The sequence below is a fragment of the Bradyrhizobium sp. CCGUVB23 genome (genome assembly GCF_024199885.1).
Lineage (GTDB): Bacteria > Pseudomonadota > Alphaproteobacteria > Rhizobiales > Xanthobacteraceae > Bradyrhizobium.
Genome location: NZ_JANADQ010000001.1, coordinates 8,354,986 through 8,377,686 on the forward strand (window position 1 = coordinate 8,354,986; position 22,701 = coordinate 8,377,686).

A 22,701-nucleotide genomic window follows, 5' to 3' on the forward strand; every position below is an offset into this window, starting at 1 on the left:
CACCCGAGTCCTCGGGCAAAAAGTGGCGCGTGGGAGCGGCATCGATATCATCGCGGCTATGACCTCGGACGTCATTGCTTTGCGCCGCGGGACAATTCACGTTGAGAATTCAAGACACTGGGAGGAGATCCGATGACGCCGCTCGAAAGACTTCATGCGATGAAGATGCCGTTCGCCGAGCTCAAGGGTGTGGAGTTCGTCGCGGCTGAGCCGGATCGCGTGGTGGCGAGAATGACGGTCAGGCCCGACCTTTGCACGCTCGGCCACATCGCGCATGGCGGCGCCATCATGGCCTTGGCCGATTCGGTCGGGGCGGCCGCGACCGTGATCAATCTGCCGGCGGACGCCAAGGGCACGACGACGCTGGAGAGCAAGACCAATTTCATTGGCGGGGCGATGGAGGGGGCGACGGTGGTCGCCACGGCGACTCCGATCCATCGGGGGCGGCGGACGCAGGTCTGGCAGACCCGTCTCGAGACCGAGGACGGCAAGCTGGTGGCGCTGGTGACCCAGACCCAGATGGTCCTCGTATGATTACGGGGCTTTGATTTTGTTAACGAATTGGTCGTTTGCCATGCCTCTAACTTGGGCAGGTTCCCGTCTTGCAAACCATGCTGCGACGCACAATATAGGAGGCCTAGGGATTCGAACGCCTCCTCGAGGGACACCAAGAGGAGTTTTGACGTGGCACTTGAAGAGACCATCCACACAGAGTCGGTTCGGGGCTATGTGCGGACCCTGATCCAGCAAGAGGAATTGCCGCTCCTGCGCGATCATCTGCTGAGGCTCGATCCCGAGAGCCGGCACGACCGCTTCAACGGTTTTCTCGACGACAGCTTCATCGAGCGTTACGCCGCGCGCTGCGCGGACGACGGTACCGTGATCGTCGCCTACATCGTCGAAGGCGTGGTCCGCGGCGCGGCCGAGCTGCATCCGCCGGAAGGCGATTCGCTGCCCGAAGTGGCGTTCAGCGTGGAAGCCTCCGCGCGCCGCCAGGGCGTCGGGACCGTGCTGTTCCGGCGGCTGATCGCGGAAGCGCGCTGGAAGGGTTTTGGTCGCCTGCGCATCACGACGGGCGCGGAGAATCACGCGATGCGGGCGCTGGCGAAGAAATTCGGCGCGCATCTGGCATTCCGGCACGGCGAGTCGACCGGCACGATCGATCTCACCAAGACGCCGGAGGCGGAGCTTGCGGATCTCGCTGCTGCGCCATTCAAGGCCGGCCGCGCGCTGCTGAGCTTCAACAGCACGTGGTGGAAGCTGTTTTCCAGCATGTACGGCAATCGCGCTGCCTGAGCACGATTCGCAAAAGTGCGCGGCGGTTTTGCCTCGCGACAAACGCGAAGTGTTTGCACCGAGATCGTGCGCAGACAAAGAGAATCAAAAAGCGGACCGGCGAGGCCGGTCCGCTTTCGTATCTTCAAAGACTAGAGCGCTTCAGGTGCCAGTACGCTTGTCGTTGCCGAAGCGGCGCACGACGCGGCGCTCGACCACCACCGAGCGCTGCGCGCCCTGTTCGCCGGCGATGACGCGCGTGGCGGTGATACGGCTGTTGGTACGGGCCTGCTTCTTCACCTCGGCCTGTACGACGTCGAGCGGCATGCCCATCAGGGACGCGGCGATCTCGGCCTGCTGCTCCTGATCGTCGGTGATGCCGATCGCGGCGAAAATCGCCTCGTCCAGGGTCGGCGGATCGTGGCGGACGCGCCGCGTGCCATATTTGGTATTCCAGTCTGCGCTCATGGTAGCCTCATTTCGATCCGGGATACCTAGTGCCGCCTATGTTGCATTGCAATATGAATTTGGTGTGGCATCTCAGTTATTCGCCTCTTGCATTGATCCCATGTCAGGGCGGTGACGGCTGACCGGCGTCGAGCGCGATCTTCGGCTGCGGCCAGCGTTTAAGTGCTGCATGTCCGGCGTCGGTCAATCCGTAGATTCCCCGCTCGGCCCGTGCGAACCAGCCATAGACGTTGTGCAGCAGGATCTTGCCGGCATCAGGACACCGCGCGCGCAGATCGCGCACCGCCCGTGGGCCGTCGGCGAGTGCCGAGGCACAGGCCAGCGCCTGCTGGCGATAGGCAGTCATGATCGGCGCGCGCGTGCTGCCGCCGAGGACTGGATCGCCGTGGCGGCGCTGATGTTCGGCGACGAGTCGCGAGCGCTTCTTCGGCTCGCGGCGCGGCGCCGCGGTCGGCGGCTTCACCAGCACCTCGACCTGGCCGCGCTCGGTGACTCCAAGCATGCCGAAGCCGAGGCGGCGGCAAAGATTGCGATAGCGCGCATCGCTCTCGCGCCCCTTGCCGCGCGCGGACATTTTTGCGGCGATCCAGATCTCATCGCCGGCCGGGGCGCGATCGACCGCCTGCAAGATCAGCTCGAGATTGAAGGCGAGCTTGAGCTCGCCGATCACCACGACCGGCGGATCGCCGGCGCTGAGACCAACGAGATCGCAGCCGCCGATCTCGCCCTTCACGGTGAAGCCGAGCTCTTCGAGAAAGCGTTTGACAGGCAGATAAAGCGCGGTTTCCAAAGGCCGTTCCGTCGGAGAATCAGTTGCGGTCAGTCTAGCCCGGATCTGAGGCGCTTCTCGCGCCATTTGATCGGGGGTGGATGGGCCGGCTATCTTGCCAGCGGGACAGTCGGGTGCTTTGCAGAAGATGACAATCAGGAACGGGCTCTATCACATCCGGATCGAGATGCTGGATGGCGTGCAGGGCGGCAATCAAGGCGTCATGGTGCTGCGCGACGGCGCCATGCGGGGCGGCGATTCTTTTTTCTTCGCCTACGGCAGCTACACCTCGGCCGACGGCAAATGGAAGGGCGAGTTGACTAACGAAGAGCATTCGCACTCGTTCGACGAGCGGCCGGTGTGGGGCCGCAAGGTCGTGACCATGGGCTTCAGCGGCACCTACGCCGACGAGACCGCCTGTGGCGAAGGCATCGCGCTCGCCGGCAAGCAGAGCATCCGCTTCAAGGGCAATCTGCGGCTACTGGTGCCGGATTAAACCCGTCCGCTCACCGGGATCAGTGCGCCCGTCACGGCGCTTGCGGCGTCGCTTGCGAGGAACAGGATCACCTCGGCAAGTTCCTCAGGTCGCACCCATTTGGAAAAATCAGCATCCGGCATGCTGGCGCGGTTGGCCTTGGTATCGATGATCGAGGGCAGCACCGCGTTCACTGTGACCTTGCCTTTCCACTCGTTGGCGAGTGCCTCTGTGAGGCGGTGCACGCCGGCCTTCGAGGCTGCGTAGGGACCCATGCCGGAGCCGGCCTGGAGCGCGCCCATGGCGCCGACATTGACGATGCGCCCGGCCTTCGAGGCCGCGAGATAGGAGAGCGCTGCGCGCGAGGTGTTGAGCGCAGTCAGCACGTTCAGCGCATACATGCGCTGCCAGGTCTTGATGTCGCCGTCGGCGACGGTCTCGAAGGCAAAGCCGCCGGCGATGTTGATCAATGCATCGAGGCGGCCGAAATGTTTTGCCGCCGCCGAGACCGCCGTCTTCGCCTGCGCCTCGTCCGAGAGATCGACGCCGCCGAGCTCGATATGCTGCGCTGTCGCGGGCGCCTGCGAAGGTGCGTAATCGATGCCGGCGACGCGCGCTCCGCGCGCCAGCGCCGTCCCCGCCACCACCTTGCCCAGCGCCCCGAGCGCACCGGTCACGACAATGACTTTTCCCTGCACGATGCTCTCCGTCGGTTTAGTTCCCGCCGACTATTGCGCCGAGCGAATTGGACTTGCAATGACGGCGGCTTCAAGACTGGCTTAGATGCAACGTTAGATCGTGGAGGAGGTTGTTTCATGTCTGACAATTTGCCGGCCATCGAGTTTCCCGCAGCGATCGTCGACCTAAAATACCCGCTGATGCGGCTTCGGCAGGCGTTGGACGGGAAGGGCCAGGTGCGCATCGTGGCCATGGGATCATCCTCGACTGCCGGACGAGGCGATGTCGTCCCGTATCCTTATCGGCTCGAGATGTATCTGCGACAATACTTCAAGGATGTTGTCCACCGGCCGGACATCCGGATTGACGTGCTCAATCGGGGCAGGGGCGGAGAAGAGGCAAACGAAGAACTCGGACGCTTCGACACCGATATTTTCCATGATGATCCGGCACTGGTCATCTGGCAGGTTGGAACGAACGCGGTCTTTCACAACGACATATACGACGTGGACGTCGTTGCCGGGAACATCAGGAAGGGCCTGGCGCAATTGCGCGCTCGCGGCTTCGAGGTTCTGGTGATTGATCCGCAGTATACGACGAAGATGCTCTGGGATGATCGAGCCGAGCTCTCGGACAAGATGGTCCGGCTGATCCGCGATGCGGCCAATGAGGCCGAGGTCAGTCTGTTTCAGCGCTGGGCGCTCATGCGGCATTGGCACGTGCAGGACAACGTGTCGTTCGAGCAATTGATAGACACGAGCGATCCTGACAAGCTGCATCAGGGCGACTGGAGCACTCAGCAGATCTCTTTCGCCCTCAAGAACGCCATCATCAAGGCGACCGGGCTGATGGCTTGAGAGGGCCGCTGTGGCTCACGCTTGCAGATAGCGCTCCTTCAGTGCGATGCGCTCGGCGGTGCCGAGCCTAAGGCCGTCGCGCAAATAGGTTTCGAGATCGCCATAGTCAGCGCGCACGGCTTCGAAGCCGGCCTCGAGATAGGAGGCCTCCACTGAACCGATCGCGTCGCGGACGTCCTGCGGCAATTCAGATGCCGCCGACGCATCGCGGCGGTAGAACCGATTCGTCAGCAGATAGTCTTCCGCGATGGTCTCCTCGGGCACGCCGAGCGCATGAAGGATCAGCGCGCAGGCAAAGCCGGTGCGGTCCTTGCCGGCGGTACAGTGGATGACGAGTGGCGCGCGGTCCTCCAGGAGATGACTGAACAGCGCGCGAAAACTGTGCGTGTTGTGGCGAACATAGTTGCGGTAGGACTCGCGCATGATCTCGAGCGCAACGGGCGCGGTCAACGTGCCCTCGGCCATCTGCGCCCTGAGCGCTGCTACAACTGTCGGCTCGATCGGCAGCGAATGCGTGGTGATCTCGCGCACACCGCATAGCGCGTCGGCGCGCTCCTCGACGCCGCGGAAATCAAACGCGCTTCTCACACCCAGGCCGCGGACGATCTCGACATCGGCCTCGGTCAGCAGGCCAAGATGATTGGAGCGGAAGAGGCGCCGCCAACGCGTCTGCCGGCCGTCGGCGGTGGGATAACCGCCGAGGTCTCGAAAATTGCTGGCGCCTTGCAAGGCGAGGTGGCGGGCAGGGGAGTCTGACATAAGATCAGCCTGGGCTATGTTGCCGGCAGAATCGGTCGCCCGGCTCGTGCGCGATATACTTGAGCTCTACTACAGGGGACGAACATGGACCGGCACAAGGCCATTATTTTGGCTGTCGCCGTCTCGGCAGGCGGAACCTTCCTTGCGACCGGTGCGAACGCGCAGACGTTTCAGGGCTACCGTTGCGCTGACGGTACGCAGTTCATCGTGGCATTCTACGCGGACGACAAGCGCGCCTTCATGCAGATCGATGGTGGTGCCATTCCGCTCGCCAAGCGACCGACGCTGTCGGGGGCGCGTTACTCGGGCGCCGGGATCACACTCAAGATCGGCAAGACCGGTACCACGGTCAAGCATCTGAAGCGGCCGGTCACAGCCTGCGAACTGAGCTGAGCGCAAGAATCAAACACGAATCAAAAAGGGCCGAAACGATTTCGTTTCGACCCTTTTTCAAACTTCCGCCGGACGCTTGCGAGCGCGGGGCGGTACCGAAGGCAGCGCAGGCATCAGCGATCCCATTTCGGCTTGGCTTCCTCGATCGCCTCCTGGTGATACCAGCTGCCGCTGCAGATCGTCTCGACGACGGGAGAAGAGACGTGATCGGCCGGCAGACCGGCCTCGCCGTAGCGGCGACCGCCGAGAGCCGCACGGCCCCCGACGGGGAATTGGTAGATCGTAGCCGACCCTTGGCCCAAGTTACTGTTCATCATTGCGGTATCTCCTTCAGCCGGAGCGCTTGACCTCCATGGTGCGCCCGACTCGTTCGCTTATGGTTACTGGGTCACCCCATATTGGCCCTGCTTGTCGAAATGCAAAGTGCCGAAAACGACATCATTATTGGCCTAATTTGTAGGCAGTGGCGCGTCTGCACCCTGCAAGGCAGGTTCCGTGTGATGAACGCGTGGGCCATTGCGAAGGTTGCGAGGAGATGGCCAAGGGCTTCGCGAAAATTGCGGGCAATTGGCGCTGCTTTAGCCGGTGGCCGGGTGCAGCGCGGCACATGCTGTCAAATCGGGCGTTTTCTGCAGTTTTTTACGGTGCGCGGTAACGTAAAGGTGCGCTGCTTTGACGCACGCATCCGTGAATCGCCGCCGAGGTTTGCAGCCTGACGGCTGGCGGTGGAAAACCTCCCGCAGTGCGGCGTTTTGGCACGCGAAATGCTTGTTAAGCGCCGGCCGATGGTGGCCGGGTACAACGTGCGGGGGCCACTGGTCCCCACCTTTCGCATCATCTACAGAGAGGCTCAATGACCAAGTACAAGCTCGAGTACATCTGGCTCGACGGATATACGCCGACTCCGAATTTGCGCGGCAAAACTCAGATCAAGGAATTCGCGTCGTTCCCGACGCTCGAGCAGCTTCCGCTCTGGGGCTTCGATGGCTCCTCCACCCAGCAGGCCGAAGGCCACAGCTCCGATTGCGTGCTGAAGCCGGTCGCGGTGTTCCCGGATGGCGCCCGCACCAACGGCGTGCTCGTGATGTGCGAAGTCATGATGCCCGACGGCAAGACCCCGCATGCGTCCAACAAGCGCGCCACCATCCTCGACGACGCCGGCGCCTGGTTCGGCTTCGAGCAGGAGTATTTCTTCTACAAGGACGGCCGTCCGCTCGGCTTCCCGTCGTCCGGCTATCCGGCGCCGCAGGGCCCGTACTACACCGGCGTCGGCTTCTCGAACGTCGGCGACGTCGCGCGCAAGATCGTGGAAGAGCATCTCGACCTCTGCCTCGCGGCCGGCATCAACCATGAAGGCATCAACGCGGAAGTCGCGAAGGGCCAGTGGGAATTCCAGATTTTCGGCAAAGGCTCCAAGAAGGCCGCTGACGAAATGTGGATGGCCCGCTACCTGATGCTGCGCCTGACCGAGAAGTACGGCATCGACATCGAGTTCCACTGCAAGCCGCTCGGCGATACCGACTGGAACGGCTCCGGCATGCACGCCAACTTCTCGACCGAGTACATGCGTACGGTCGGCGGTAAGGAGTATTTCGAGGCGCTGATGGCGGCCTTCGATAAGAACCTCATGGACCACATCGCCGTCTACGGTCCGGACAACGACAAGCGTCTGACCGGCAAGCACGAGACCGCGCCCTGGAACAAGTTCAGCTATGGCGTGGCCGACCGCGGTGCTTCGATCCGCGTTCCGCACTCTTTCGTCAACAACGGCTACAAGGGCTATCTGGAAGACCGTCGTCCGAACTCGCAGGGCGACCCATACCAGATCGCTTCGCAGATCCTGAAGACGATCTCGTCCGTGCCGACCGACAAGAAGGCGGCCGCCTAAAATCCTTCCGGCCCGGACCTTGGGGGCTTGGTCCGGGTTGGCTCTCAAATCCGCCGAGGCCGAGAGGCTTCGGCGGATTTATGCATTTCGATGACAGTTGGCGATATCGAGCGTTGGGTCCGGGTGCACGAAACTTGTCTGTCACGGCCGAAAGCGGGATAGACTGGCGCCTCGGATGCGCGCAGGCCGGGGACACGGCTGGTGTTGGAAGGTTTCTACAAGGTACGGTTTCAGCTCGGCGAAGCTGTTGGCCGCAGCGTCATGCATGTCGGCGGCGGCAAGATGCTGGGCGGCAACTCGGCCTTTGCCCATATCGGCACTTATGAGAAGACGGGCGAGGAGGTCGCGATCGTCATCAAGACCGTGCGCCATAATCCCGATCCGAATTATCGCGCGATGGCCGGCACTGATGATGCGACCCTGATAGCGAAGGGCTGGCCGGACGGCGATCTCTTCCGTTTCAAGGGCGAGCTGAAGGAATTGCCAGGCGTGCCCTTCCAGTCGGTGATGATGCCGATCAGGGAGGACGAGATCGCCGGCGGCGTCGGGGAGGGCGGCATCGCCAATGGCCTCTATTCGATCCATCTGCGGATGCTGGACGGCATCGAAGGGGGCCTCACCGGCGTCATGCTGCTCAACCAGGGGCGCATCCTCGGCGGCGATGCCTCGTTCTACTATCTCGGCAGCTACACGGCTGCGAACGGCCGCTGGAAGGGCCAGATCCTGAACCAGGAGCACACGCCGGCCCGCGATGAAAACCCGGTGTTCGGCGGCCATGAGGTCGGCATCGGCTTCTCCGGCACCTATGACGACGAGCAGGCGGTGCTCGAAGCGACGGCGCTCGCCGGTAAACGCAGCCTGCGGCTGACCGCGACGCTGAAGCTGATGCATCGCGCCTGATTGATCGACGGGGACCATGGAAAACACCGTTCGCATGCTCTCGACGCTCGGCCTGATGGGGGCGATGCGCAGCCTGTCCGCCGCTTACGAAGCCGGGACCGGTGTCCACATCGACGCCGACTTCGCGCCGACCCAGGCGCTGCTCAAGCGTTTGCGGGATGGGGAGGCCGCCGATCTCGTGATCCTGACGCGTGAAGGCCTCGACGAGGTCATCGCCGAGGGCCGCGTGGTGGCGGACAGCGCGGCTGACCTCGCGCGCTCCTATGTCGGCATCGCCGTGCGGGCAGGCGAGGCGCATCCTGACATTTTCAGTGAAAGCGCCTTGCGCAAGACGCTGCTTGCGGCGCGATCCGTCGCCTATTCGCGGCTGGGCGCGAGCGGGATCTACTTTGCCGAGCTGATCGGACGAATGGGCATTGCGGCTGAGATCACCGCCAGGGCGACCATCGTGCAGCAGGGCTTTACCGCGCAACGGCTGGTCAGTGGCGAGGCCGATCTCGCCGTGCAGCAGATCAGCGAGTTGAAGCAGGTCGAAGGCATCGAAGTGGTCGGGCCGATCCCGCTCGACCTGCAGACGCCGGCGCTGTTCTCGGCCGGCCGCATGGCGAGCGCGAAAAATGCTGAGGCCGCCGATCGGCTGTTGCGCTATCTGGCCTCGCCCGAGGTTGCGCCCGTGCTGCGGCAGTCGGGCCTCGAGCCTTGAATTCGCCAACGCCCGGACGCAACCTTCTGGCCATGCGGAAAGCTCTCTGCGCCTTTTTCCTGACGTTCGCGGCACCGCTCGCCGCACATGCGCAATCGGCCGATCTCGTGCTGTGTGATCGGCTGGCGGCCGATCCCAGCGATCCGGATAAGCCGGCCGACGTGAAGGGGGTGGCCGAGGTCGCGAGCGCCGACATCGCGACTGCGATCAAGTTCTGCAAGACGGCCGCAGGCGGCTCGCGCCGCGCGATGTACGAGCTCGGGCGCGCCTACGCCGCCAATCGTCAGGCGGGGGAGGCGATGGCAGCGTGGCGCAAGGCGGCCGACAAGGGCTCGAGCGCGGCAATGGTCGAGCTTGGCGTGCTCTACGGCACCGGCGCAGGCGTCGCCAGGGACGAGGCGCAGGCGCGAAAGCTGTTCGAGAAGGCGGCGCAGGCCGGCAATCCCCGCGGCGTCAGCAATCTTGCCGCGCTTGGCGGTTCGCCCGGGGCAGCTCCGGCCGATCCGGCGCGGGCGCGCGAACTGCTCGGCAAGGCCGCCGAGACCAACGCGGAGGCGCAATATCAGCTTGGCCTGATGCTCGCGAGCGGCGATGGCGGTCAAAAGGACGATGTTGCGGCGCGCGCTCTGTTCGAGAAGGCGGCCGCGCAAAACCATCCGGGCGCGCTGGAGCGGATGGGCGCGTTCGCACAGGAAGGTCGCGGCGGTCCGAAGGATGCGACCGCCGCGAAGGCCTATTATGAGCGCGCCGCCGCGCTCGGCGATGAAGACGCCAAGAAGGCGCTGGAGCGGATCCGCTGTCCCTATGCGATCAAGAACAAGCAGGGCCAGCTCGTCACCACTCTGTGCTTCTGATCGCGGCACGCGTGTGACGCGTGCAATCCCGCAAGGTTGATCGAGCGCAACGAAATGCGACGACACGCCACGATAGGCTGTGCCGCAAGGCGGCCGGTCGCGCCGACCGCTGCCGCAAGAAGAACAATGGAGTTAGCAAATGCGACGGCGAAGCTGGGCGCTGGCCTTGGCGTTGATGGGCACTTCGGTGGTGCCGGCAATGGCGCAGGACCTGAAGTCTCCAACCGCTGGCGACTATGTGCCGCGGCTCGGCGACATCATGGGCGCGGCACAGACGCGGCATCAAAAGCTCTGGTTGGCCGGCAAAGCGCAGAACTGGGAGCTCGCCGCCTATGAGCTGCGCCAGCTGAAGGCCAGCCTGGTCGAGGCCGCGTTGCTCTACTCCGGCATTCCCGTCAGCAACGTCACGACGCTGGAAGCGCCGTTGCAATCAGCGTCGGATGCGATCTCCGCGAAGGACGGCCGCAAATTCGCGAAGGCCGTCGGTGATCTGACCGAGGGCTGCAATTCCTGTCATCGGTCCATGAACCGCAGTTTTGTGGTGATGAGAGTTCCGACCGATCAGCGACCCTACGGAAATCAGCAGTTCTCGCCGCAGGGCAGGCCGTGACGGAACCTCGTTCGCGCCCCCGTCGTTGAGACCTGAACGAACAGGAGTCGCGACATGATCCGCAAATTGGCGTCCGGCGAATACCGGCTCTACTCACGCAAGGTGAACCCGAAGACCGGCAAGCGCCGCAACCTCGGAACGTTCAAGAGCCGCGCGGCGGCCGAGAAGCACGAGCGCGAGGTGCAGTATTTCAAGCGGCACTAGAATGCCGTCCCGGACCGGGCAACAAAAAGATCGAAAACAACCCCATGCAAAGTAGCCGGCACAACGCTGGCGGAATGCGGATTTAGCGAAATCTGTTGACGCGTCGGGCAAGTCAGAGGCATGATGGCATCATCGGAGCGGAAAGCGCCTCTCCAACGGAGCGGCCTGCGCGGAAAAGCCGGATGGCCTCGGCGAGGCGGCGGTGCTAGATAACCCGCGAGTAGAAATCGCTTTCCGGGATTTCCTTCGTTGCTGAACGGGCTCTACAAGGTCGAATACGGCGTCAACGACGCGTTCGGCCGCAGCATCATGTGCATGCACAACGGCAAGCTGCTGGGCGGTAATTCCGCCTTCGCGCATCTCGGCACCTATGACGAGCGTGGCGGCGAGATCATCGGGGAGGTGATCACCGAGCGTCACAACAACGATCCCTACTACAAGCCGCTGATGGGCACCGATGTCGCCGCCATCAGCGTGCGCGGCCGGACCACCGGCAATGGCATCCGTTTCGAGGGCGAAGCCGCTCCGGTGCCGGGCGCGATGTTCTGGGCCGAGCTGACGCGGCTCGATGACGATGCGTTGCCGCCGCGGGGCATCGTCGGAGCAGGCGGCATCGCAAACGGGCTCTATGCGATCCATTTGCGCGCGCTCGACGGGGTCGATGCCGGGCTCTCGGGCGTGATGCTGCTGATGGACGGCCGCATCCTCGGTGGCGACGCGTTCTTCTATTATCTCGGGTCCTACTCCTCAGCGGATGGCCGATGGAAGGGCGAAATCGTCAACCAGGAGCATACGCCGGCGAAGGGCGAGAATCCCGTCTTCGGCGGTTACGAGGTCGGCATCGGTTTTTCAGGGAGCTGCACCGCGGACAGCGGTGAGCTCGAAGGCATCGCGCTCGCGGGCAAGCGCAGCCTGCGCCTTGCGGCTTCGCTCAAGCTGATGCGGCGGGCCTAAGGCATGATCCGGAAAAGTGTGAAACGGTTTTCCCTCGCGACAAACGCGGAACGCGTTTGCGTGGAGATCATGCTCAAACAACAACCTAAAGCGCGATGACGATTCAGACTAATCTCATCGCGCTTAAGGGCGTGCACTCATAAATTCGTCGTGTCCGCTTTGCGGTTTGAAGGCGACGTTGAAGCCGATGCGCCTGCATGTCGGCCTTGGCCATGAGCCGACAGTCCCGCGCTTGATCAGACGCGGTTGGCAGAGGAACTGATTGTTCGTTTCTTGCCGAGTCCTGCTCACGATGCCACGCGCAGGAATGATGGTCGGGCTTCGTTCAGTTCAGCCATCCAGTAGCGCGGCCATCCGATGTCGATCGATGAGGCTGGGGTCTTGCGGCAATTGATGACCGTCCAATTCGGCGAGTTTTGCGGCTATATGCGGTCTAGCGATGACTTCCTGAGGCAGCGCAAGGCACATCGCGATTTCAATGATGCCACGGAGGACGTCTGCGTCTTGGGATGATGCAAAAAGAAGCTTGGCCATGACTGGGTTGGGTGCGGGGACCGGCATGCCCTCTTCCAGTGCGCTCATTTCAGCGATCCGCGCGCGGTCCGCGGCGATCTGATTTCGATAGAACGGTCCGACTTGCCTTTCGGTCTCAGCGTCGTATTCCCGGGAGAACGCTCCGGGGTCGTCGATGTGTCGGCGGGCAACATTACGGAGCACCTGTGCATGCAGAAGGCCGACGCTCAAGCCCCTTCCTGCGGATGGGTTGGTACATGCCCATGCATCACCTACAGCGGCGAATCCGGTGATGACGGGCTGACCATCGACGACAAACCGTCGGTACCGGTCGATAACCCCCGCCATCAGAAGGACGGGTGTTATTGGCTCGCCATCGAGCCAATGGGCTTGCCGCGGGCACGCGGAGACGACGCGATGGAATGTCGCCGTATCACGCAAGGCTCGCATCGCCTTGTTCTTCGCCGAGGTATACAAGGTAATTGACCAAGTATCATTGTCCCCGTCCAAGGTAAGGATCGAGAACAAGCCCATCGGCGTGAGCGCGCGACCCATCCTACGGGGCCGCTGCTGCCCGGAGAAATATCGCGTAAAATAAGCGAAGTTGCTGTCTTCGGCTTCCTCGATCGGGCTGCGGGCTCCCGCGCTGACGATCCAATCGCAAGCCGGGCTTCGCCGTCCCATGGCGTCGATTACCAGATCGGCGCGAATTTCTTCGCCAGACGTCGTACGTACCCCTGCAACGTGCGGCACACCAGGGATCGCCGAAGCGCCCGTAATCAATTCGCGAACCTTGGTCCCCCGACGGATCCTCACGTTAGGCGCGGCTTGCGCCATTGCAGCCACGGCCCACTCTACGATGGGTCTCCGACCAGTGACGAAGCGTATGGTCTCGTCGCCCGGACGCGGTGTCCGGTCCGTTATGGATCTGGGAAGAGATTGGCTGTCGAGATAGTCCACCCAAACGCAGCCGGCTCGAAGCAGATCATCCGTCAAGCCCGGCAATTCTTGATCGCTGATCATCCGAAATCGCGAACTGAGGTTATGAGGTTGCCTGAATTGGGCAACTCCGGGGCGTTCCCACGAATCCCATCCCTCGGCAGATGCCATGGGTTGACCTGTCGGGTCAGCCTCCAGGACTGTGACGTGGTGGCCGTCGCGACCAAGCATCATCGCTGCGCATAATCCAATCACGCCTCCACCGCAAAACAGGATTTTGCTCATCCCTCTCTCCCTAGAGGTCGGCCGACGTGGAAGCGGACGGAATCCTCATCGTTTCCCGCGGCGAAACGACAACGACCGCCAATCACGCGGGCAGGACCGACTCAAGACATAGGTCTATATGGAGAACCGGAGGTTCAAAGCCCTCGTCAGCTCACCTTCGTGGAAACCGCCTTTCTTGGGCGGACTTGAATGCCAAACCCCAGGTACGATTGTTTCTTGAGCGGATCGTCTGCGAATGGCACAGGTCTTCGCCAACAACGGAGCTCTCGCATGACCATGAACAGTATCGGTATTCCCGAAGGTTTCGAGCCTCACTTCCGCAAGAGCCCTTTCACCGATCCTTGGGAACCGCTCTATTCGAAGCGGACGGATAAAGCCGTGATCATCGGATTACGGCTAGCCAAGCCGCACACCAACGCGCGTGGCAACGTTCATGGCGGGCTGATCTCAGCGCTTGCTGACAACGCGATGGGGTATAGTTGCGCACAGGCGATTGGCTGGGCATCGTCGCTAGCGACGATCACTCTTGCGGTCGACTTCACTGGCATCGCCCAGATCGGGCAATGGCTCGCTGTGGACAGCGAGGTGATCAAAACCGGCAGAACGGTCTGCTTCGCGCAAAGCCTAATCAAGGCCGACGACAGTATAATCGCTCGGGCAAACGCCACGTTTCGAGTGGTGCCGAAGCATGAGGGTGACACTCATCCCCGTTAGCCGTTGACGCCCGCGCCAAACAATCGGTCTGAGAGAGCTTTTAGATCGATCCAGATCTGCTCCGGTCAACATGCGAAGAACTCAATATGAGCAGCTCGGGTCCGCTATACACCGCCGTCCGGACTTCAACGAGGCGCGCAACCACGTCGCTGATCGGCCATCACCGGACTCATGTGCCGCAGCAGTCCGACACGCATTGTGGTCCAGCGGCGCCTGCGATGAAGCAACCAAACGAAGGCACTTCAGACTGCGAACAAAAGCGTCATATCCCGATTTAGAAAGCCTTAAGGTCTCTCCTTCATATCGCGGGTTCGATGGTGCCACCGGCACGGCGGATGCCCGGTACCGTCTGGATGCCTATCCAACGCTCTCGAATAGAGCACTCTAACAAAGCCAGCGCGACTAACCGAAGACCTTCGGGGGACCTGCCTCATGGGGCGAAGACGCGCGTCGACTTACCATATCCAACGCAAACTGCTGATTACTCGCGAATGGCGGCGTTGGCTTCAGACTCATTCGATCGATCGCGGGGCAGCCACCGCCCGCGATACGTTGAGGTTCTTTTGCGAACTAGAGGACAAGCGCTCCCCGCTCCTGAAATTCCAAGCGAGGGGGCGAGACAAGTGGAAAATTATCAGCGGCTGGTTGCTCGCTTGCGGCCAGCATGGGGACGGACAATGCCCGCAGTCTTAGACCCCGAAGAGATTGTTGTCTTGGCCAACCACGGAGTGATGAGACTGCGCTCTGCAGTCGCGAGAGCGATGGCGATGCTGCCCGAAGATCGCGATGTGGCGACAATAGTCCGAAAAGGCCAGCTGTCGCAGTCGATCCTTGGTTTCGAGCAAATCAAGCAGCTTGCGGCGCAGTGGGAGCGAGCGGAGCAGCCTGCACCTCCGGAGACTGCCTCAGCGGGTCCGTAGCCATCTGGCGGCCTCGCTGCTGAAGAGGAAGCTTCCGGGGCCCACCAGGGATGATGCGTTCTCGTAAGTCGAGACTGCCGTGCGTCCTGCTCAATGTCCGCTAGGCCCCCGATAGCGAACCAGCTTCCGCATCGCCGCGAAATGACGCGATGGGCCATCAGTCGACATTTCGGCAGGGCTGCTCAACGTCCGCTGTCGCCAACAGCGGACATTAAGCAAACGTATCATTACCCTCGCCATGGCCGGATGCTTCCGGTTCTTTACCGTCACCCGGTGCTTCGACCGTTCGCCCCAATAGGAGGGCGGTCGCGGTGCTTCGACACTAAACTCTAAAGGCCGAAACCTGCACGCGTTGCAAGATGCTTCCGGGAGAATGGTTGTTAAACCTTAGTGCTTGTTCGAATGAATTTTCGTGGGAATCACTCGCGCAAAATCAATGCATCATTGGCGCGATTCTATAGATAACTTGTAAACGTTCGGATCGAATTTGTCGCCGCGCTCTCTACCAACGACTGGACGGCGGAGCTGGATGGATGCCATTTTTTCCTGAGCCGTGGGATCCGCGCACCTTCATCCCAAGACCAGTGTCGAGCGGAACCAAGGCAGAGGCGTTCGAAGTTGCTGCGTTAGTGTTCACGGGGGATCGCGATGATGAGACGAGCAATCCCGGCTTTTGTAGCATTGATTGCGCTCAGCCAAACGGCCACAGCCGGTGTCTCTTGCGCCGTTGTCCGTTTCTATGTCGCCAAATACTCGGAAGCGGCCGCTGAGACCTGGGCACGAAGTCACGGCGCCAGCGATGCCGAAATCGAAACGGCGCGTCGTTGTCTGCATCATAGCGCTAACGTGCAGACTGCAACCTCGGCTGCGAGGTCACAGGTGCTCGCTCCTGTAACCGAGCAGGAGCGGGCCCGGCGCGAACCAAACGAACGCGATCCAGATCAGGAAGCGTCGCTCGTCGTATCTGTACAGGATCAGCGCGCCGACCCCGAGAAGGATAGTCATGACGACAAACCACGCGTTCAAGGCATCATCAGTCCGAAGGATATCGAGGATCCTTCCGCCGGGCATGTGAGCCACGAGGTCAAGGATCTCGTTCCCTCCGATAGAAAGACTATCACGTTGCGTCCACGCGTGGGCTCTATGCATCGCGCCGACGGTAGGGGAGTGTCGGGCCATGTGGCATGGTTCAAGCGACTCTGGGGTCACCTAGTTGGGCAGCGCCGATCCAGCATCGCTTTTTTTGCATTTCCTCGATGGGGATCGAATAAGGTACGGCGTCATCTCAGCGGGACCGTACCAGGCCGTCGCGCTTGATCGATGCCAGACGATGATGCGTCGGTCGAACTCCAGGATTTGGGCCTTCAGCGCCCGCAATTGACTGCCGACAGCTGCAAGACGTGCGCGGGCCACCTCTGGGAGCCGGCGGTCGGCTGTATCGGCGACGACTTCCAGCAATTGCTCGACACCCCGGCGCCCGACGAGAGCGACAATCCCGAATTCGGCAAGATAGGCGCGGATTGAATTGATGACCGCAGTCTGCTGGCGGATGAAGAGATGGCGCGCTCGATGCAGCATCAGGCCGCTCTGTTGCTCGACCGTCTTGGTCGGCACGAACCGCATGTTGGGTCTTGTGACCGCCTCGCAAATCGCCTCCGCATCGGTGGTGTCGTTCTTCTGCCGCTTGACGTAGGGCTTCACATAGGCCGGAGGCATCAACCGCACCGTATGCCCCAACGCCTGCAGTTCGCGGGACCAATAATGGAATGACGCGCAAGCCTCGATCCCTACCAGGGACGGCGACAACTTCTCAAAGAAGGACAGCACGAAACGGCGCTTGAGCTGGCGGCGGATCACCACCTGACCCGTTCCATCGACGCCATGCACTTGAAAGACCGACTTCGCGATATCCGGACCAATCGTCGAAATTGACTGCATAGGCTGCTCCTCCGAATCGTGGGAGCCTCAAACGGCGCCCACTCCTTGGCACTCTCGTGCCCGTGGAGGAGCCGTCCACAGCATCAAAACCGGAACTCAGCCAGGCAGTCACGGGGCGAGGCCGCTAGGCGGGCTTGCTACGCTTCGCCGTCTCGCACTGCTTGTTGCAGCCGGCATCGAGCCGCTTGCAGCGATTCCTTTATGCGGCTCGCCATGGCGTCAACCGCGGAATCCAGCGCGGCACATTAGTCCGAAAGCTCTCGTACTCCGTGCCGAATGTTTGCTTGAGCGTCGGTTCTTCGTACATCACCACAAAGAGATGAAAAAACAGCCAGAGTAGCGCGCCGTACCAGAGGAGACGCCAGTCACCAAACAAAAGGGCCTGACCAAAAATGATTGCGACGACCGCGATGTAGATCGGATTTCGCACGTAGCGATAAAGGCCAGTCACTACGAGCTTTTGTGTCGGCGCGATCGGGGCGGGCGTCCCCAGCCCCTCCAGCGCAAAACGGGCAAATGAATCCACAAGTCCGGGCACTCCGACGATGATCAATATACCGCCGAGGATGCGGGTTAGATCGACGCCGAAAAAAGCTGGCCGAAATTCCCACTGCGTGACCCACCAGGGGACGAAGCCTGCCAGCACCAACGGCGCAATGACGAAGAACAGAGCGGAGCCCAAGATAGCAATCGCTTTCGACATTGCGTACTCCTACGACCCGACAAGAATAGCTCAGCAAATCACTTTCTGCTTCGAGCGTTGAACGTGGCTCCACAATTAGTTGTGCCGGCCGTCGAGTTCTACAGCAGCCGCTCCCAGAGCCCTCAGGAGTCCGCCGGGAGCCTTTCCCTCCACCAGTTAGGGGGCCTCGATCCACACAAACGCACCCATGGACTCCGCTGGGTCACTGAGAGGCATCGTAGTCGGAAACTACCCAGCATCCCGCACTTAGACCCGGCTCGCGATCTGGAGGCGAGGGGGTTAGGTCATGATGGCCTATCCGAGCGGCAGCGGATTACGACGCCTGGCGTGAGAAGCGCGACGGGACCGCCTGGAAGGATCGGATGCACGAACTTGCGATGCCGCTGCCGACGCAGAGGCTCGACGGAACGGCGCGCTGCTTCTGTGGCGATGCGATCACAAACGCCACGGTCGGCGCTCATGTCCGCGCCGCGCACTCCGCAATCGGCGAGCGGTAATACGTTACTGGATCAAGGATGAAGAACGCACGATGAGGTGTGATGGTTCGGTCAAATGAAGAGTAGCGCGAGCGCCATCAGTGCCGCCGTTAGCACGGACAGCGAGGTGACAGACACGATGAACGACCAGTCATTGTCCATGCCCGCACGCTACTCGTTTCCGAGAGGCGCTGGATTCACATGCGATAATGCGCAGGGGCCGTGAGTAGGCAATGGTTTGCGTGACCAGTGCCACTAGCAGCCTCGGCCTAACCAAGCCTCCAGCCGGTTGCCGGGGCTGCTAGCCCTTTGGGCCGATTCGCGTTTTCCGCCGGAGTGCCTATCTTCCGCTCATGCGTAGCGCCTTTCAGCTTTGCCTGGCGACCGCCGGGAAGCAGGTCCCCTCGGGGCCGGAGTGGTTTCACGAAGTCAAACACGACGGCTACCGGATGCTGGTGATCCGGGAGAACGCGCGCGTGCGCCTGCTGTCCCGCAACGGCAGCGACTGGACGAAACGTTATCCGTGGATCGCCGAAGCCGCGCTGAAGAACCGGCAGAGGCACTTCGTCATCGACGGCGAGGTCGTGATCCTCGGCGTTGACCGCATTTCCGACTTCAATGCGCTGCACTCCCGCAAGCACGATCACGAGGTCCAACTCTACGCCTTCGATGTTCTGGCCATCGGCGGCGACGATCTGCGCGATTTGCCGCTGCATCTGCGCAAGACCAAACTGGAGACACTGTTGGCACACAGGCCGGACGGGATCACCGTTGCCCCGTTCGAGCGCAGCGAGATGACCGGCCTTACCGGGGCGGGCGACAGAAGCACTGGATCAAGGTGAAGAACCGCAGCCATCCGGCGATGGAGCGAGAACTATGACCGTCTTCGTCTACGTCAACGCCGCCAACCAGGTCGGCGACAAGGAGCACATCAAGGTGTTCACCAATGTGGATGCCGCCGAGAAATGGTTCGAGGAGAACGACCCCGAGGGCATCGCGTTCGAGTACGAGGTTCTGGAGTGAGAGCTGCCGCTACTGTGGCGCTGGATCGCGCCCAGCCGAGGAAAAGTCGTAGCAATTAGGTGGGGTCAAGAAAATAAGCGTCAGTAACCTGTACCAGTACCTGATCGCACTCGATCCCGGCTGGCCGGGGCGGGGACCCGCCCCCCTTGTGATTTCGCGGTGGCGCTGTGTGTTCCGCTTCGCCGTCCAGCACGAATTGCTTCTGGCGGAGCTTGCGCGCCGACTCCAGGATCGACGGATAGTATCTGCCGCGCATGATCAGGCATGCTTCAGGATGCCAGTAACCCGCATCGTTTCCAGTGCATCCTCCCTATTTTGGTCACCTTTTGATCGCGATGTGAGTAGTCCAGATTGCGCGCAGCTAAGGTGTCTGTGATTTCAACAGCGAAGCGGATTGCAGAATGCGATTGAAAAGCGCTGCATTATTTGGCCTCGGTTCGTTGTTTGTCAGTTTTTGGCTGCATGGCGGCGCTCGATGTCAAACCTCGCTGGCCCCGCCGCCCTTGGCGACCGACCAAGGTTCGCCACCAGCGGCTACGTGTCACTGGGGCGGTCTCAATATGTGCAGCACCCGGGCGACAGCCAAAGGTTCGACACCTCCGCCGACAATGGCGCCAGAAGTCCCGATGTATCCGCCGCCCGTTATCCTTGCCTCGCCGCCATCGGCGACCGCCAAAGGTTCGCCGCCACCGGCCACCAAAAACGTTTCTCCACCAATGGCGACCGACGACGCTCCAGCGCGAACAGCGACCGCCAAAGGTTCGCCACGATCCGCAGCCGCCAAGAACTCGCCACCGCCTGCCAATGACAAAGACGCGCCGGCACCGGCCATCGAGAACATTTCGCCCACGCCGGCCATCGACGATATTTTGCCCAGGTCGCGCATGGGCAAGCTGTCTCCGGCACGGGAGCCCGGTCCCGATGGCTTTACCGTAGGTATCGACGATGGCGAGGAGACAGGCGAGCCGCTGCCCATTAGACCTCGCCCAAAAAAGTCCAAGGTCAGGCAAAAGGCCGACGTTGCCGAGAGACCATCGGCGATACAGTCGCTGGGCGATCAAGAAGAAATTGAGAAACTGAAGCCCAATCTCTCGATCTGCCGAGGCTGCTAAAGGGTAAGGTGCTGTCGCAGGGCACGCCATCTGGGCGCGCCGCCGCCATTAGCGATGAACGCCCAGTCCGTTGTCGCGCCGCCGCCCCAAGAGCTTCCACTCGCGACCGAAGATGACCTCCGGCAGGCGGAGGCCCGAGCATCAACGCCATCGCGCCTCAGAACTGCATCGTCGAACCTTGAACGCTCGGCCAGCGGCGTTGCCTCCGCAGTCACAACATTCGCACGCGCCATCGTGACAGCACGATCTAGCTCCCAGAAAGGCAACAAAGATCATTGAACTCCACGCACGGCGTCGCTGACCCTGACAAGGCCGTCCCGCATAATCTTGCAGTACAGCCCACCGCGATTGATCAGGTGTTTGGAGATCTTCTTGCCGGTGATTTTCTCGACGTGCCCACACGGGTCCACAAGCCCGGCCCCTTCCAACATTGTCTCGCCGAGCCAGAAGCGACCGCCCACAAGGTGGTTTAGCGGAACGCCCTCGACTGTCACGTTGCGCCGGTGCTCCTCTGGGCCGAGTTCGATCCCGGCCTCGTGCTTGAGTGCAATCAGCGTCTCAAACTCGAACAAGGTGATCTGGTCGCCCTCCTTGCGAAGGGGTGAATAAAACCCTTCCTTCATCAAGTAGCGATCGCCCTCAATGCCTTTGCCAGCGATCAAAGTAACCTCGGACACAGAGCGCATTGGCAGAAACGCGCGCGAAGTGATGTGGATGAAGCGGGCTACGCTGGTCCATCCGAGTTTGACAGATGTCTTCGCCGGTCCGTCGGTGGTCTTGTCCAGCATCGCAACGTCCCCTCAGAACAGTAGCTTACGCGCAGCCGCCACCAGCGCAGAGAAAATAGGTATGCGGCACCGGCGCGTCGGGTTGTCTCCTTCCCGGCGCGCTGCTGCCTGTGGAGGACCCGCGCAGACGTACCGGCCGGAACCACGACCTCCTTCGATGCGACGAAACAGGGATGAAACCATTTTCCGGCTTTCACGAAGCCAAGGTGAAATCTTCGGCAATTAGGGAAGACGACGGGCCAAGGGCGCTGCGTAGATGGCGACAAATCGCCATCGAGCGAGGGACAGAATGTCACAGCTTCGTAAAGCTCTCTTAGGCGCTGTCGCGATCACATTGACAGTCGGCGCTGTGCAGTTCGCTTCAGGTCACGACCTCGTAGACCGCTGGCAGGCCGAACGGCCAAGCGACGTCGTCAACCGCGCCAGCAAGACAGATCGCCTCGGCGACCTCAAGCGGCTTGCAGTTCCGATGGAAACGGTTTCCCTGCGCCCGAACGATCTCGCCGATACCTCGGTCCTGCTGCGCCTTCCGTCTGCGCAGACCCGCGTCACCAAGCCAACGCGGAATCAAAGCAGCAAGCCGACACTCGCCTGCGAGCCCATGGTCAGCGTGCTCACGGAAGTCGCGAGGATTCTGCCGCCCGGCCGCTGCGTGACCTGATCGGCGGCATTGCGCGCTGCTTCTGCGGCGAGACGCTCACCAACATCACGATCGATAGGCACGTTCTCGCTGCCCACCGCCATTGGCGCATAACTGGCCGGTGCGATGTACTATTCTATGTCCGCTTTCGCTCCACAAGCCGTCGATGACGACCAAGCGGGGCGACTTCCGCTTTACCCTCGGAAGTCGACGTTTATGAGTACTCGCCCTGGCGCCTTGTCACGGTGTGGGGCATGCAGCACCCGTCTTCACCCAGGCTTCGACCAGCGCACCGGCCTGCGCCTGCTTGCCGGGCACCGGCGAGCGGCCGAAGCCGGGCTTCCAGGCCCAGCCGACCAGAGTGTCCTTGCCGATATGGTCGATCAGCGCCTCCACCTTGCGCCCGCCGTTGCGCGCGGGATCCCTGATCTGCTCGCAGATCTCGCCGAGCGTCTTGCCCTCCCAGGCCATCTCGCGCGGCGCAAGATGCCATTCGGGATGGCCGGGCACGCGGCCGGGCTCGAAATTGGCCTTCTGGTGACAGGTGTGGCAGCGCATCGACTCCAGGCCATGGCCGTCGGCACCGCGTGTGACCGGCGGCTGATGGAGATGCGGATTGTCGCCTTGCCGTGGGCTGTCGCCGGCGGGATGGCAGTTGGTGCAGCGCGGATGCGTCAGCACCTTGCCGAGCTCGGTGAAGATCGCGGCCGAGCGCTTCTCGGTGTCGGCAATGTTGGCGAAGCTCTCGGGCGAGGCCAGGGCATGGCTCGCCGTCTCGGAGGCTGCGTAGCCCGCGCAAAGGCCGCTGGCGAGCGCCGCGATCACGGCCATCGTCTTGAAGCGCGCGTCGGAGATCATGGCTC

General features: G+C 61.9%; 29 protein-coding genes. 17 read left to right on the top strand and 12 right to left on the bottom strand.

Annotated features, from left to right (window positions below; all coding sequences use genetic code 11):
- Positions 1–132 precede the first annotated feature (132 nt).
- Together NLN62_RS38900 and NLN62_RS38905 are read left to right on the top strand one after the other, a co-directional pair.
- Positions 133–534, top strand: a complete 402-nt coding sequence (locus NLN62_RS38900) for a PaaI family thioesterase (protein ID WP_027523919.1) — start codon at positions 133–135, stop codon at positions 532–534.
- Between the two features lie 150 nt (positions 535–684).
- A complete protein-coding gene (locus NLN62_RS38905) occupies positions 685–1,296 on the top strand; it encodes a GNAT family N-acetyltransferase (RefSeq protein ID WP_254112230.1) in 612 nt (203 codons plus the stop codon).
- A 141-nt stretch (positions 1,297–1,437) separates the two neighbouring features.
- On the opposite strand, the gene NLN62_RS38910 is transcribed toward NLN62_RS38905, so the two are convergent.
- Together NLN62_RS38910 and NLN62_RS38915 are read right to left on the bottom strand one after the other, a co-directional pair.
- Positions 1,438–1,743 carry a hypothetical protein gene (locus tag NLN62_RS38910; RefSeq protein WP_027523921.1) on the bottom strand — a complete coding sequence of 102 codons (306 nt, stop codon included), beginning with the start codon at positions 1,741–1,743 and terminating at the stop codon, positions 1,438–1,440.
- Positions 1,744–1,846: 103 nt separating this feature from the next.
- The gene (locus NLN62_RS38915; protein WP_254112231.1) at positions 1,847–2,533 is read right to left on the bottom strand and encodes a DUF2161 domain-containing phosphodiesterase; all 687 of its coding nucleotides are present in this window, start codon (positions 2,531–2,533) and stop codon (positions 1,847–1,849) included.
- A 127-nt stretch (positions 2,534–2,660) separates the two neighbouring features.
- On the opposite strand from NLN62_RS38915, the gene NLN62_RS38920 reads away from it, so the two are divergent.
- Positions 2,661–3,008 (top strand): GrlR family regulatory protein, encoded by a 348-nt coding sequence (locus NLN62_RS38920; RefSeq protein ID WP_254112232.1) that lies wholly within the window; start codon positions 2,661–2,663, stop codon positions 3,006–3,008.
- Here NLN62_RS38920 and NLN62_RS38925 read toward each other — a convergent pair.
- On the bottom strand, positions 3,005–3,685 hold the full coding sequence (locus NLN62_RS38925; protein WP_254112233.1) for an SDR family oxidoreductase: 681 nt from the start codon (positions 3,683–3,685) through the stop codon (positions 3,005–3,007). The two genes, NLN62_RS38920 and NLN62_RS38925, sit on opposite strands and share 4 nt — an antisense overlap.
- Positions 3,686–3,802: 117 nt before the next feature.
- On the opposite strand from NLN62_RS38925, the gene NLN62_RS38930 reads away from it, so the two are divergent.
- On the top strand, positions 3,803–4,522 hold the full coding sequence (locus NLN62_RS38930) for an SGNH/GDSL hydrolase family protein (protein ID WP_027523925.1): 720 nt from the start codon (positions 3,803–3,805) through the stop codon (positions 4,520–4,522).
- A gap of 15 nt (positions 4,523–4,537) precedes the next feature.
- On the opposite strand, the gene NLN62_RS38935 is transcribed toward NLN62_RS38930, so the two are convergent.
- A complete protein-coding gene (locus tag NLN62_RS38935; protein ID WP_254112234.1) occupies positions 4,538–5,281 on the bottom strand; it encodes a tyrosine-protein phosphatase in 744 nt (247 codons plus the stop codon).
- An 84-nt stretch (positions 5,282–5,365) separates the two neighbouring features.
- Here NLN62_RS38935 and NLN62_RS38940 point away from each other — a divergent pair, with 84 nt between their 5' ends.
- On the top strand, positions 5,366–5,674 hold the full coding sequence (locus tag NLN62_RS38940) for an MliC family protein (RefSeq protein WP_254112235.1): 309 nt from the start codon (positions 5,366–5,368) through the stop codon (positions 5,672–5,674).
- 113 nt (positions 5,675–5,787) lie between these two features.
- Here NLN62_RS38940 and NLN62_RS38945 read toward each other — a convergent pair whose 3' ends face one another.
- A complete protein-coding gene (locus tag NLN62_RS38945; protein WP_254112236.1) occupies positions 5,788–5,991 on the bottom strand; it encodes a DUF2735 domain-containing protein in 204 nt (67 codons plus the stop codon).
- A gap of 536 nt (positions 5,992–6,527) precedes the next feature.
- On the opposite strand from NLN62_RS38945, the gene NLN62_RS38950 reads away from it, so the two are divergent.
- From NLN62_RS38950 to NLN62_RS38980, 7 genes are all read left to right on the top strand, one after another.
- Positions 6,528–7,562: a glutamine synthetase beta-grasp domain-containing protein gene (locus NLN62_RS38950; RefSeq protein WP_027523929.1), complete on the top strand. Its 1,035-nt coding sequence runs from the start codon at positions 6,528–6,530 to the stop codon at positions 7,560–7,562.
- Between the two features lie 201 nt (positions 7,563–7,763).
- The gene (locus tag NLN62_RS38955; protein WP_254112237.1) at positions 7,764–8,462 is read left to right on the top strand and encodes a GrlR family regulatory protein; all 699 of its coding nucleotides are present in this window, start codon (positions 7,764–7,766) and stop codon (positions 8,460–8,462) included.
- Positions 8,463–8,478: 16 nt separating this feature from the next.
- On the top strand, positions 8,479–9,165 hold the full coding sequence (locus NLN62_RS38960; RefSeq protein ID WP_254112238.1) for a substrate-binding domain-containing protein: 687 nt from the start codon (positions 8,479–8,481) through the stop codon (positions 9,163–9,165).
- A 32-nt stretch (positions 9,166–9,197) separates the two neighbouring features.
- Positions 9,198–10,019, top strand: a complete 822-nt coding sequence (locus NLN62_RS38965; RefSeq protein WP_027523932.1) for a tetratricopeptide repeat protein — start codon at positions 9,198–9,200, stop codon at positions 10,017–10,019.
- A 139-nt stretch (positions 10,020–10,158) separates the two neighbouring features.
- A complete protein-coding gene (locus tag NLN62_RS38970; RefSeq protein ID WP_254112239.1) occupies positions 10,159–10,629 on the top strand; it encodes a hypothetical protein in 471 nt (156 codons plus the stop codon).
- A gap of 54 nt (positions 10,630–10,683) precedes the next feature.
- Entirely contained in the window at positions 10,684–10,833 is a 150-nt protein-coding gene (locus tag NLN62_RS38975; RefSeq protein WP_007609497.1) for a hypothetical protein, read from the top strand.
- Between the two features lie 249 nt (positions 10,834–11,082).
- The gene (locus NLN62_RS38980; RefSeq protein WP_254112240.1) at positions 11,083–11,787 is read left to right on the top strand and encodes a GrlR family regulatory protein; all 705 of its coding nucleotides are present in this window, start codon (positions 11,083–11,085) and stop codon (positions 11,785–11,787) included.
- A 330-nt stretch (positions 11,788–12,117) separates the two neighbouring features.
- Here NLN62_RS38980 and NLN62_RS38985 read toward each other — a convergent pair whose 3' ends face one another.
- A complete protein-coding gene (locus NLN62_RS38985) occupies positions 12,118–13,524 on the bottom strand; it encodes an NAD(P)/FAD-dependent oxidoreductase (RefSeq protein WP_254112241.1) in 1,407 nt (468 codons plus the stop codon).
- 276 nt (positions 13,525–13,800) lie between these two features.
- On the opposite strand from NLN62_RS38985, the gene NLN62_RS38990 reads away from it, so the two are divergent.
- A complete protein-coding gene (locus tag NLN62_RS38990; protein ID WP_035662806.1) occupies positions 13,801–14,238 on the top strand; it encodes a PaaI family thioesterase in 438 nt (145 codons plus the stop codon).
- A 1,793-nt stretch (positions 14,239–16,031) separates the two neighbouring features.
- On the opposite strand, the gene NLN62_RS53070 is transcribed toward NLN62_RS38990, so the two are convergent.
- The 3 genes from NLN62_RS53070 to NLN62_RS39005 all read right to left on the bottom strand — a co-directional run bounded on the left by NLN62_RS53070 (position 16,032) and on the right by NLN62_RS39005 (position 17,799).
- Positions 16,032–16,163, bottom strand: a complete 132-nt coding sequence (locus NLN62_RS53070; protein WP_256375283.1) for a hypothetical protein — start codon at positions 16,161–16,163, stop codon at positions 16,032–16,034.
- A gap of 204 nt (positions 16,164–16,367) precedes the next feature.
- Positions 16,368–17,096, bottom strand: coding sequence for an IS110 family transposase (locus NLN62_RS39000; RefSeq protein WP_256576040.1), 729 nt, complete (start codon positions 17,094–17,096; stop codon positions 16,368–16,370).
- A gap of 199 nt (positions 17,097–17,295) precedes the next feature.
- Entirely contained in the window at positions 17,296–17,799 is a 504-nt protein-coding gene (locus NLN62_RS39005; protein ID WP_254112242.1) for an isoprenylcysteine carboxylmethyltransferase family protein, read from the bottom strand.
- Positions 17,800–18,161: 362 nt separating this feature from the next.
- On the opposite strand from NLN62_RS39005, the gene NLN62_RS53075 reads away from it, so the two are divergent.
- The 3 genes from NLN62_RS53075 to NLN62_RS39015 all read left to right on the top strand — a co-directional run bounded on the left by NLN62_RS53075 (position 18,162) and on the right by NLN62_RS39015 (position 19,298).
- The gene (locus NLN62_RS53075) at positions 18,162–18,296 is read left to right on the top strand and encodes a hypothetical protein (protein WP_256576041.1); all 135 of its coding nucleotides are present in this window, start codon (positions 18,162–18,164) and stop codon (positions 18,294–18,296) included.
- A gap of 428 nt (positions 18,297–18,724) precedes the next feature.
- Positions 18,725–19,117 (top strand): hypothetical protein, encoded by a 393-nt coding sequence (locus tag NLN62_RS39010; RefSeq protein ID WP_254112243.1) that lies wholly within the window; start codon positions 18,725–18,727, stop codon positions 19,115–19,117.
- Positions 19,118–19,151: 34 nt separating this feature from the next.
- Complete coding sequence (locus NLN62_RS39015; RefSeq protein ID WP_254112244.1) at positions 19,152–19,298, top strand: hypothetical protein; 147 nt, start codon at positions 19,152–19,154, stop codon at positions 19,296–19,298.
- Positions 19,299–19,839: 541 nt separating this feature from the next.
- Here the strand turns inward: NLN62_RS39015 and NLN62_RS39020 are convergent.
- Together NLN62_RS39020 and NLN62_RS39025 are read right to left on the bottom strand one after the other, a co-directional pair.
- A complete protein-coding gene (locus tag NLN62_RS39020) occupies positions 19,840–20,184 on the bottom strand; it encodes a hypothetical protein (protein ID WP_254112245.1) in 345 nt (114 codons plus the stop codon).
- Between the two features lie 498 nt (positions 20,185–20,682).
- Positions 20,683–21,198 (bottom strand): MOSC domain-containing protein, encoded by a 516-nt coding sequence (locus tag NLN62_RS39025; protein WP_254112246.1) that lies wholly within the window; start codon positions 21,196–21,198, stop codon positions 20,683–20,685.
- A gap of 289 nt (positions 21,199–21,487) precedes the next feature.
- On the opposite strand from NLN62_RS39025, the gene NLN62_RS39030 reads away from it, so the two are divergent.
- A complete protein-coding gene (locus tag NLN62_RS39030) occupies positions 21,488–21,859 on the top strand; it encodes a hypothetical protein (protein WP_084801713.1) in 372 nt (123 codons plus the stop codon).
- A gap of 219 nt (positions 21,860–22,078) precedes the next feature.
- Here the strand turns inward: NLN62_RS39030 and NLN62_RS39035 are convergent, their stop codons facing one another.
- A complete protein-coding gene (locus NLN62_RS39035) occupies positions 22,079–22,696 on the bottom strand; it encodes a hypothetical protein (protein ID WP_027526748.1) in 618 nt (205 codons plus the stop codon).
- Positions 22,697–22,701 lie beyond the last annotated feature (5 nt).

Excerpts from the sequence above, each read along its gene's own strand:
- NLN62_RS38900 (WP_027523919.1), top strand. The coding sequence starts at position 133 with ATGACGCCGCTCGAAAGACTTCATGCGATGAAGATGCCGTTCGCCGAG.
- NLN62_RS38910 (WP_027523921.1), bottom strand. The coding sequence starts at position 1,743 with ATGAGCGCAGACTGGAATACCAAATATGGCACGCGGCGCGTCCGCCAC.
- NLN62_RS38920 (WP_254112232.1), top strand. The coding sequence starts at position 2,661 with ATGACAATCAGGAACGGGCTCTATCACATCCGGATCGAGATGCTGGAT.
- NLN62_RS38930 (WP_027523925.1), top strand. The coding sequence starts at position 3,803 with ATGTCTGACAATTTGCCGGCCATCGAGTTTCCCGCAGCGATCGTCGAC.
- NLN62_RS38935 (WP_254112234.1), bottom strand. The coding sequence starts at position 5,281 with ATGTCAGACTCCCCTGCCCGCCACCTCGCCTTGCAAGGCGCCAGCAAT.
- NLN62_RS38940 (WP_254112235.1), top strand. The coding sequence starts at position 5,366 with ATGGACCGGCACAAGGCCATTATTTTGGCTGTCGCCGTCTCGGCAGGC.
- NLN62_RS38945 (WP_254112236.1), bottom strand. The coding sequence starts at position 5,991 with ATGATGAACAGTAACTTGGGCCAAGGGTCGGCTACGATCTACCAATTC.
- NLN62_RS38950 (WP_027523929.1), top strand. The coding sequence starts at position 6,528 with ATGACCAAGTACAAGCTCGAGTACATCTGGCTCGACGGATATACGCCG.
- NLN62_RS38960 (WP_254112238.1), top strand. The coding sequence starts at position 8,479 with ATGGAAAACACCGTTCGCATGCTCTCGACGCTCGGCCTGATGGGGGCG.
- NLN62_RS38965 (WP_027523932.1), top strand. The coding sequence starts at position 9,198 with ATGCGGAAAGCTCTCTGCGCCTTTTTCCTGACGTTCGCGGCACCGCTC.
- NLN62_RS38970 (WP_254112239.1), top strand. The coding sequence starts at position 10,159 with ATGCGACGGCGAAGCTGGGCGCTGGCCTTGGCGTTGATGGGCACTTCG.
- NLN62_RS38975 (WP_007609497.1), top strand. The coding sequence starts at position 10,684 with ATGATCCGCAAATTGGCGTCCGGCGAATACCGGCTCTACTCACGCAAG.
- NLN62_RS38985 (WP_254112241.1), bottom strand. The coding sequence starts at position 13,524 with ATGAGCAAAATCCTGTTTTGCGGTGGAGGCGTGATTGGATTATGCGCA.
- NLN62_RS38990 (WP_035662806.1), top strand. The coding sequence starts at position 13,801 with ATGAACAGTATCGGTATTCCCGAAGGTTTCGAGCCTCACTTCCGCAAG.
- NLN62_RS53070 (WP_256375283.1), bottom strand. The coding sequence starts at position 16,163 with ATGACTATCCTTCTCGGGGTCGGCGCGCTGATCCTGTACAGATACGAC.
- NLN62_RS39000 (WP_256576040.1), bottom strand. The coding sequence starts at position 17,096 with ATGCAGTCAATTTCGACGATTGGTCCGGATATCGCGAAGTCGGTCTTT.
- NLN62_RS39005 (WP_254112242.1), bottom strand. The coding sequence starts at position 17,799 with ATGTCGAAAGCGATTGCTATCTTGGGCTCCGCTCTGTTCTTCGTCATT.
- NLN62_RS53075 (WP_256576041.1), top strand. The coding sequence starts at position 18,162 with ATGCACGAACTTGCGATGCCGCTGCCGACGCAGAGGCTCGACGGAACG.
- NLN62_RS39010 (WP_254112243.1), top strand. The coding sequence starts at position 18,725 with ATGCTGGTGATCCGGGAGAACGCGCGCGTGCGCCTGCTGTCCCGCAAC.
- NLN62_RS39015 (WP_254112244.1), top strand. The coding sequence starts at position 19,152 with ATGACCGTCTTCGTCTACGTCAACGCCGCCAACCAGGTCGGCGACAAG.
- NLN62_RS39020 (WP_254112245.1), bottom strand. The coding sequence starts at position 20,184 with ATGCGCGACCTGGGCAAAATATCGTCGATGGCCGGCGTGGGCGAAATG.
- NLN62_RS39025 (WP_254112246.1), bottom strand. The coding sequence starts at position 21,198 with ATGCTGGACAAGACCACCGACGGACCGGCGAAGACATCTGTCAAACTC.
- NLN62_RS39030 (WP_084801713.1), top strand. The coding sequence starts at position 21,488 with ATGTCACAGCTTCGTAAAGCTCTCTTAGGCGCTGTCGCGATCACATTG.
- NLN62_RS39035 (WP_027526748.1), bottom strand. The coding sequence starts at position 22,696 with ATGATCTCCGACGCGCGCTTCAAGACGATGGCCGTGATCGCGGCGCTC.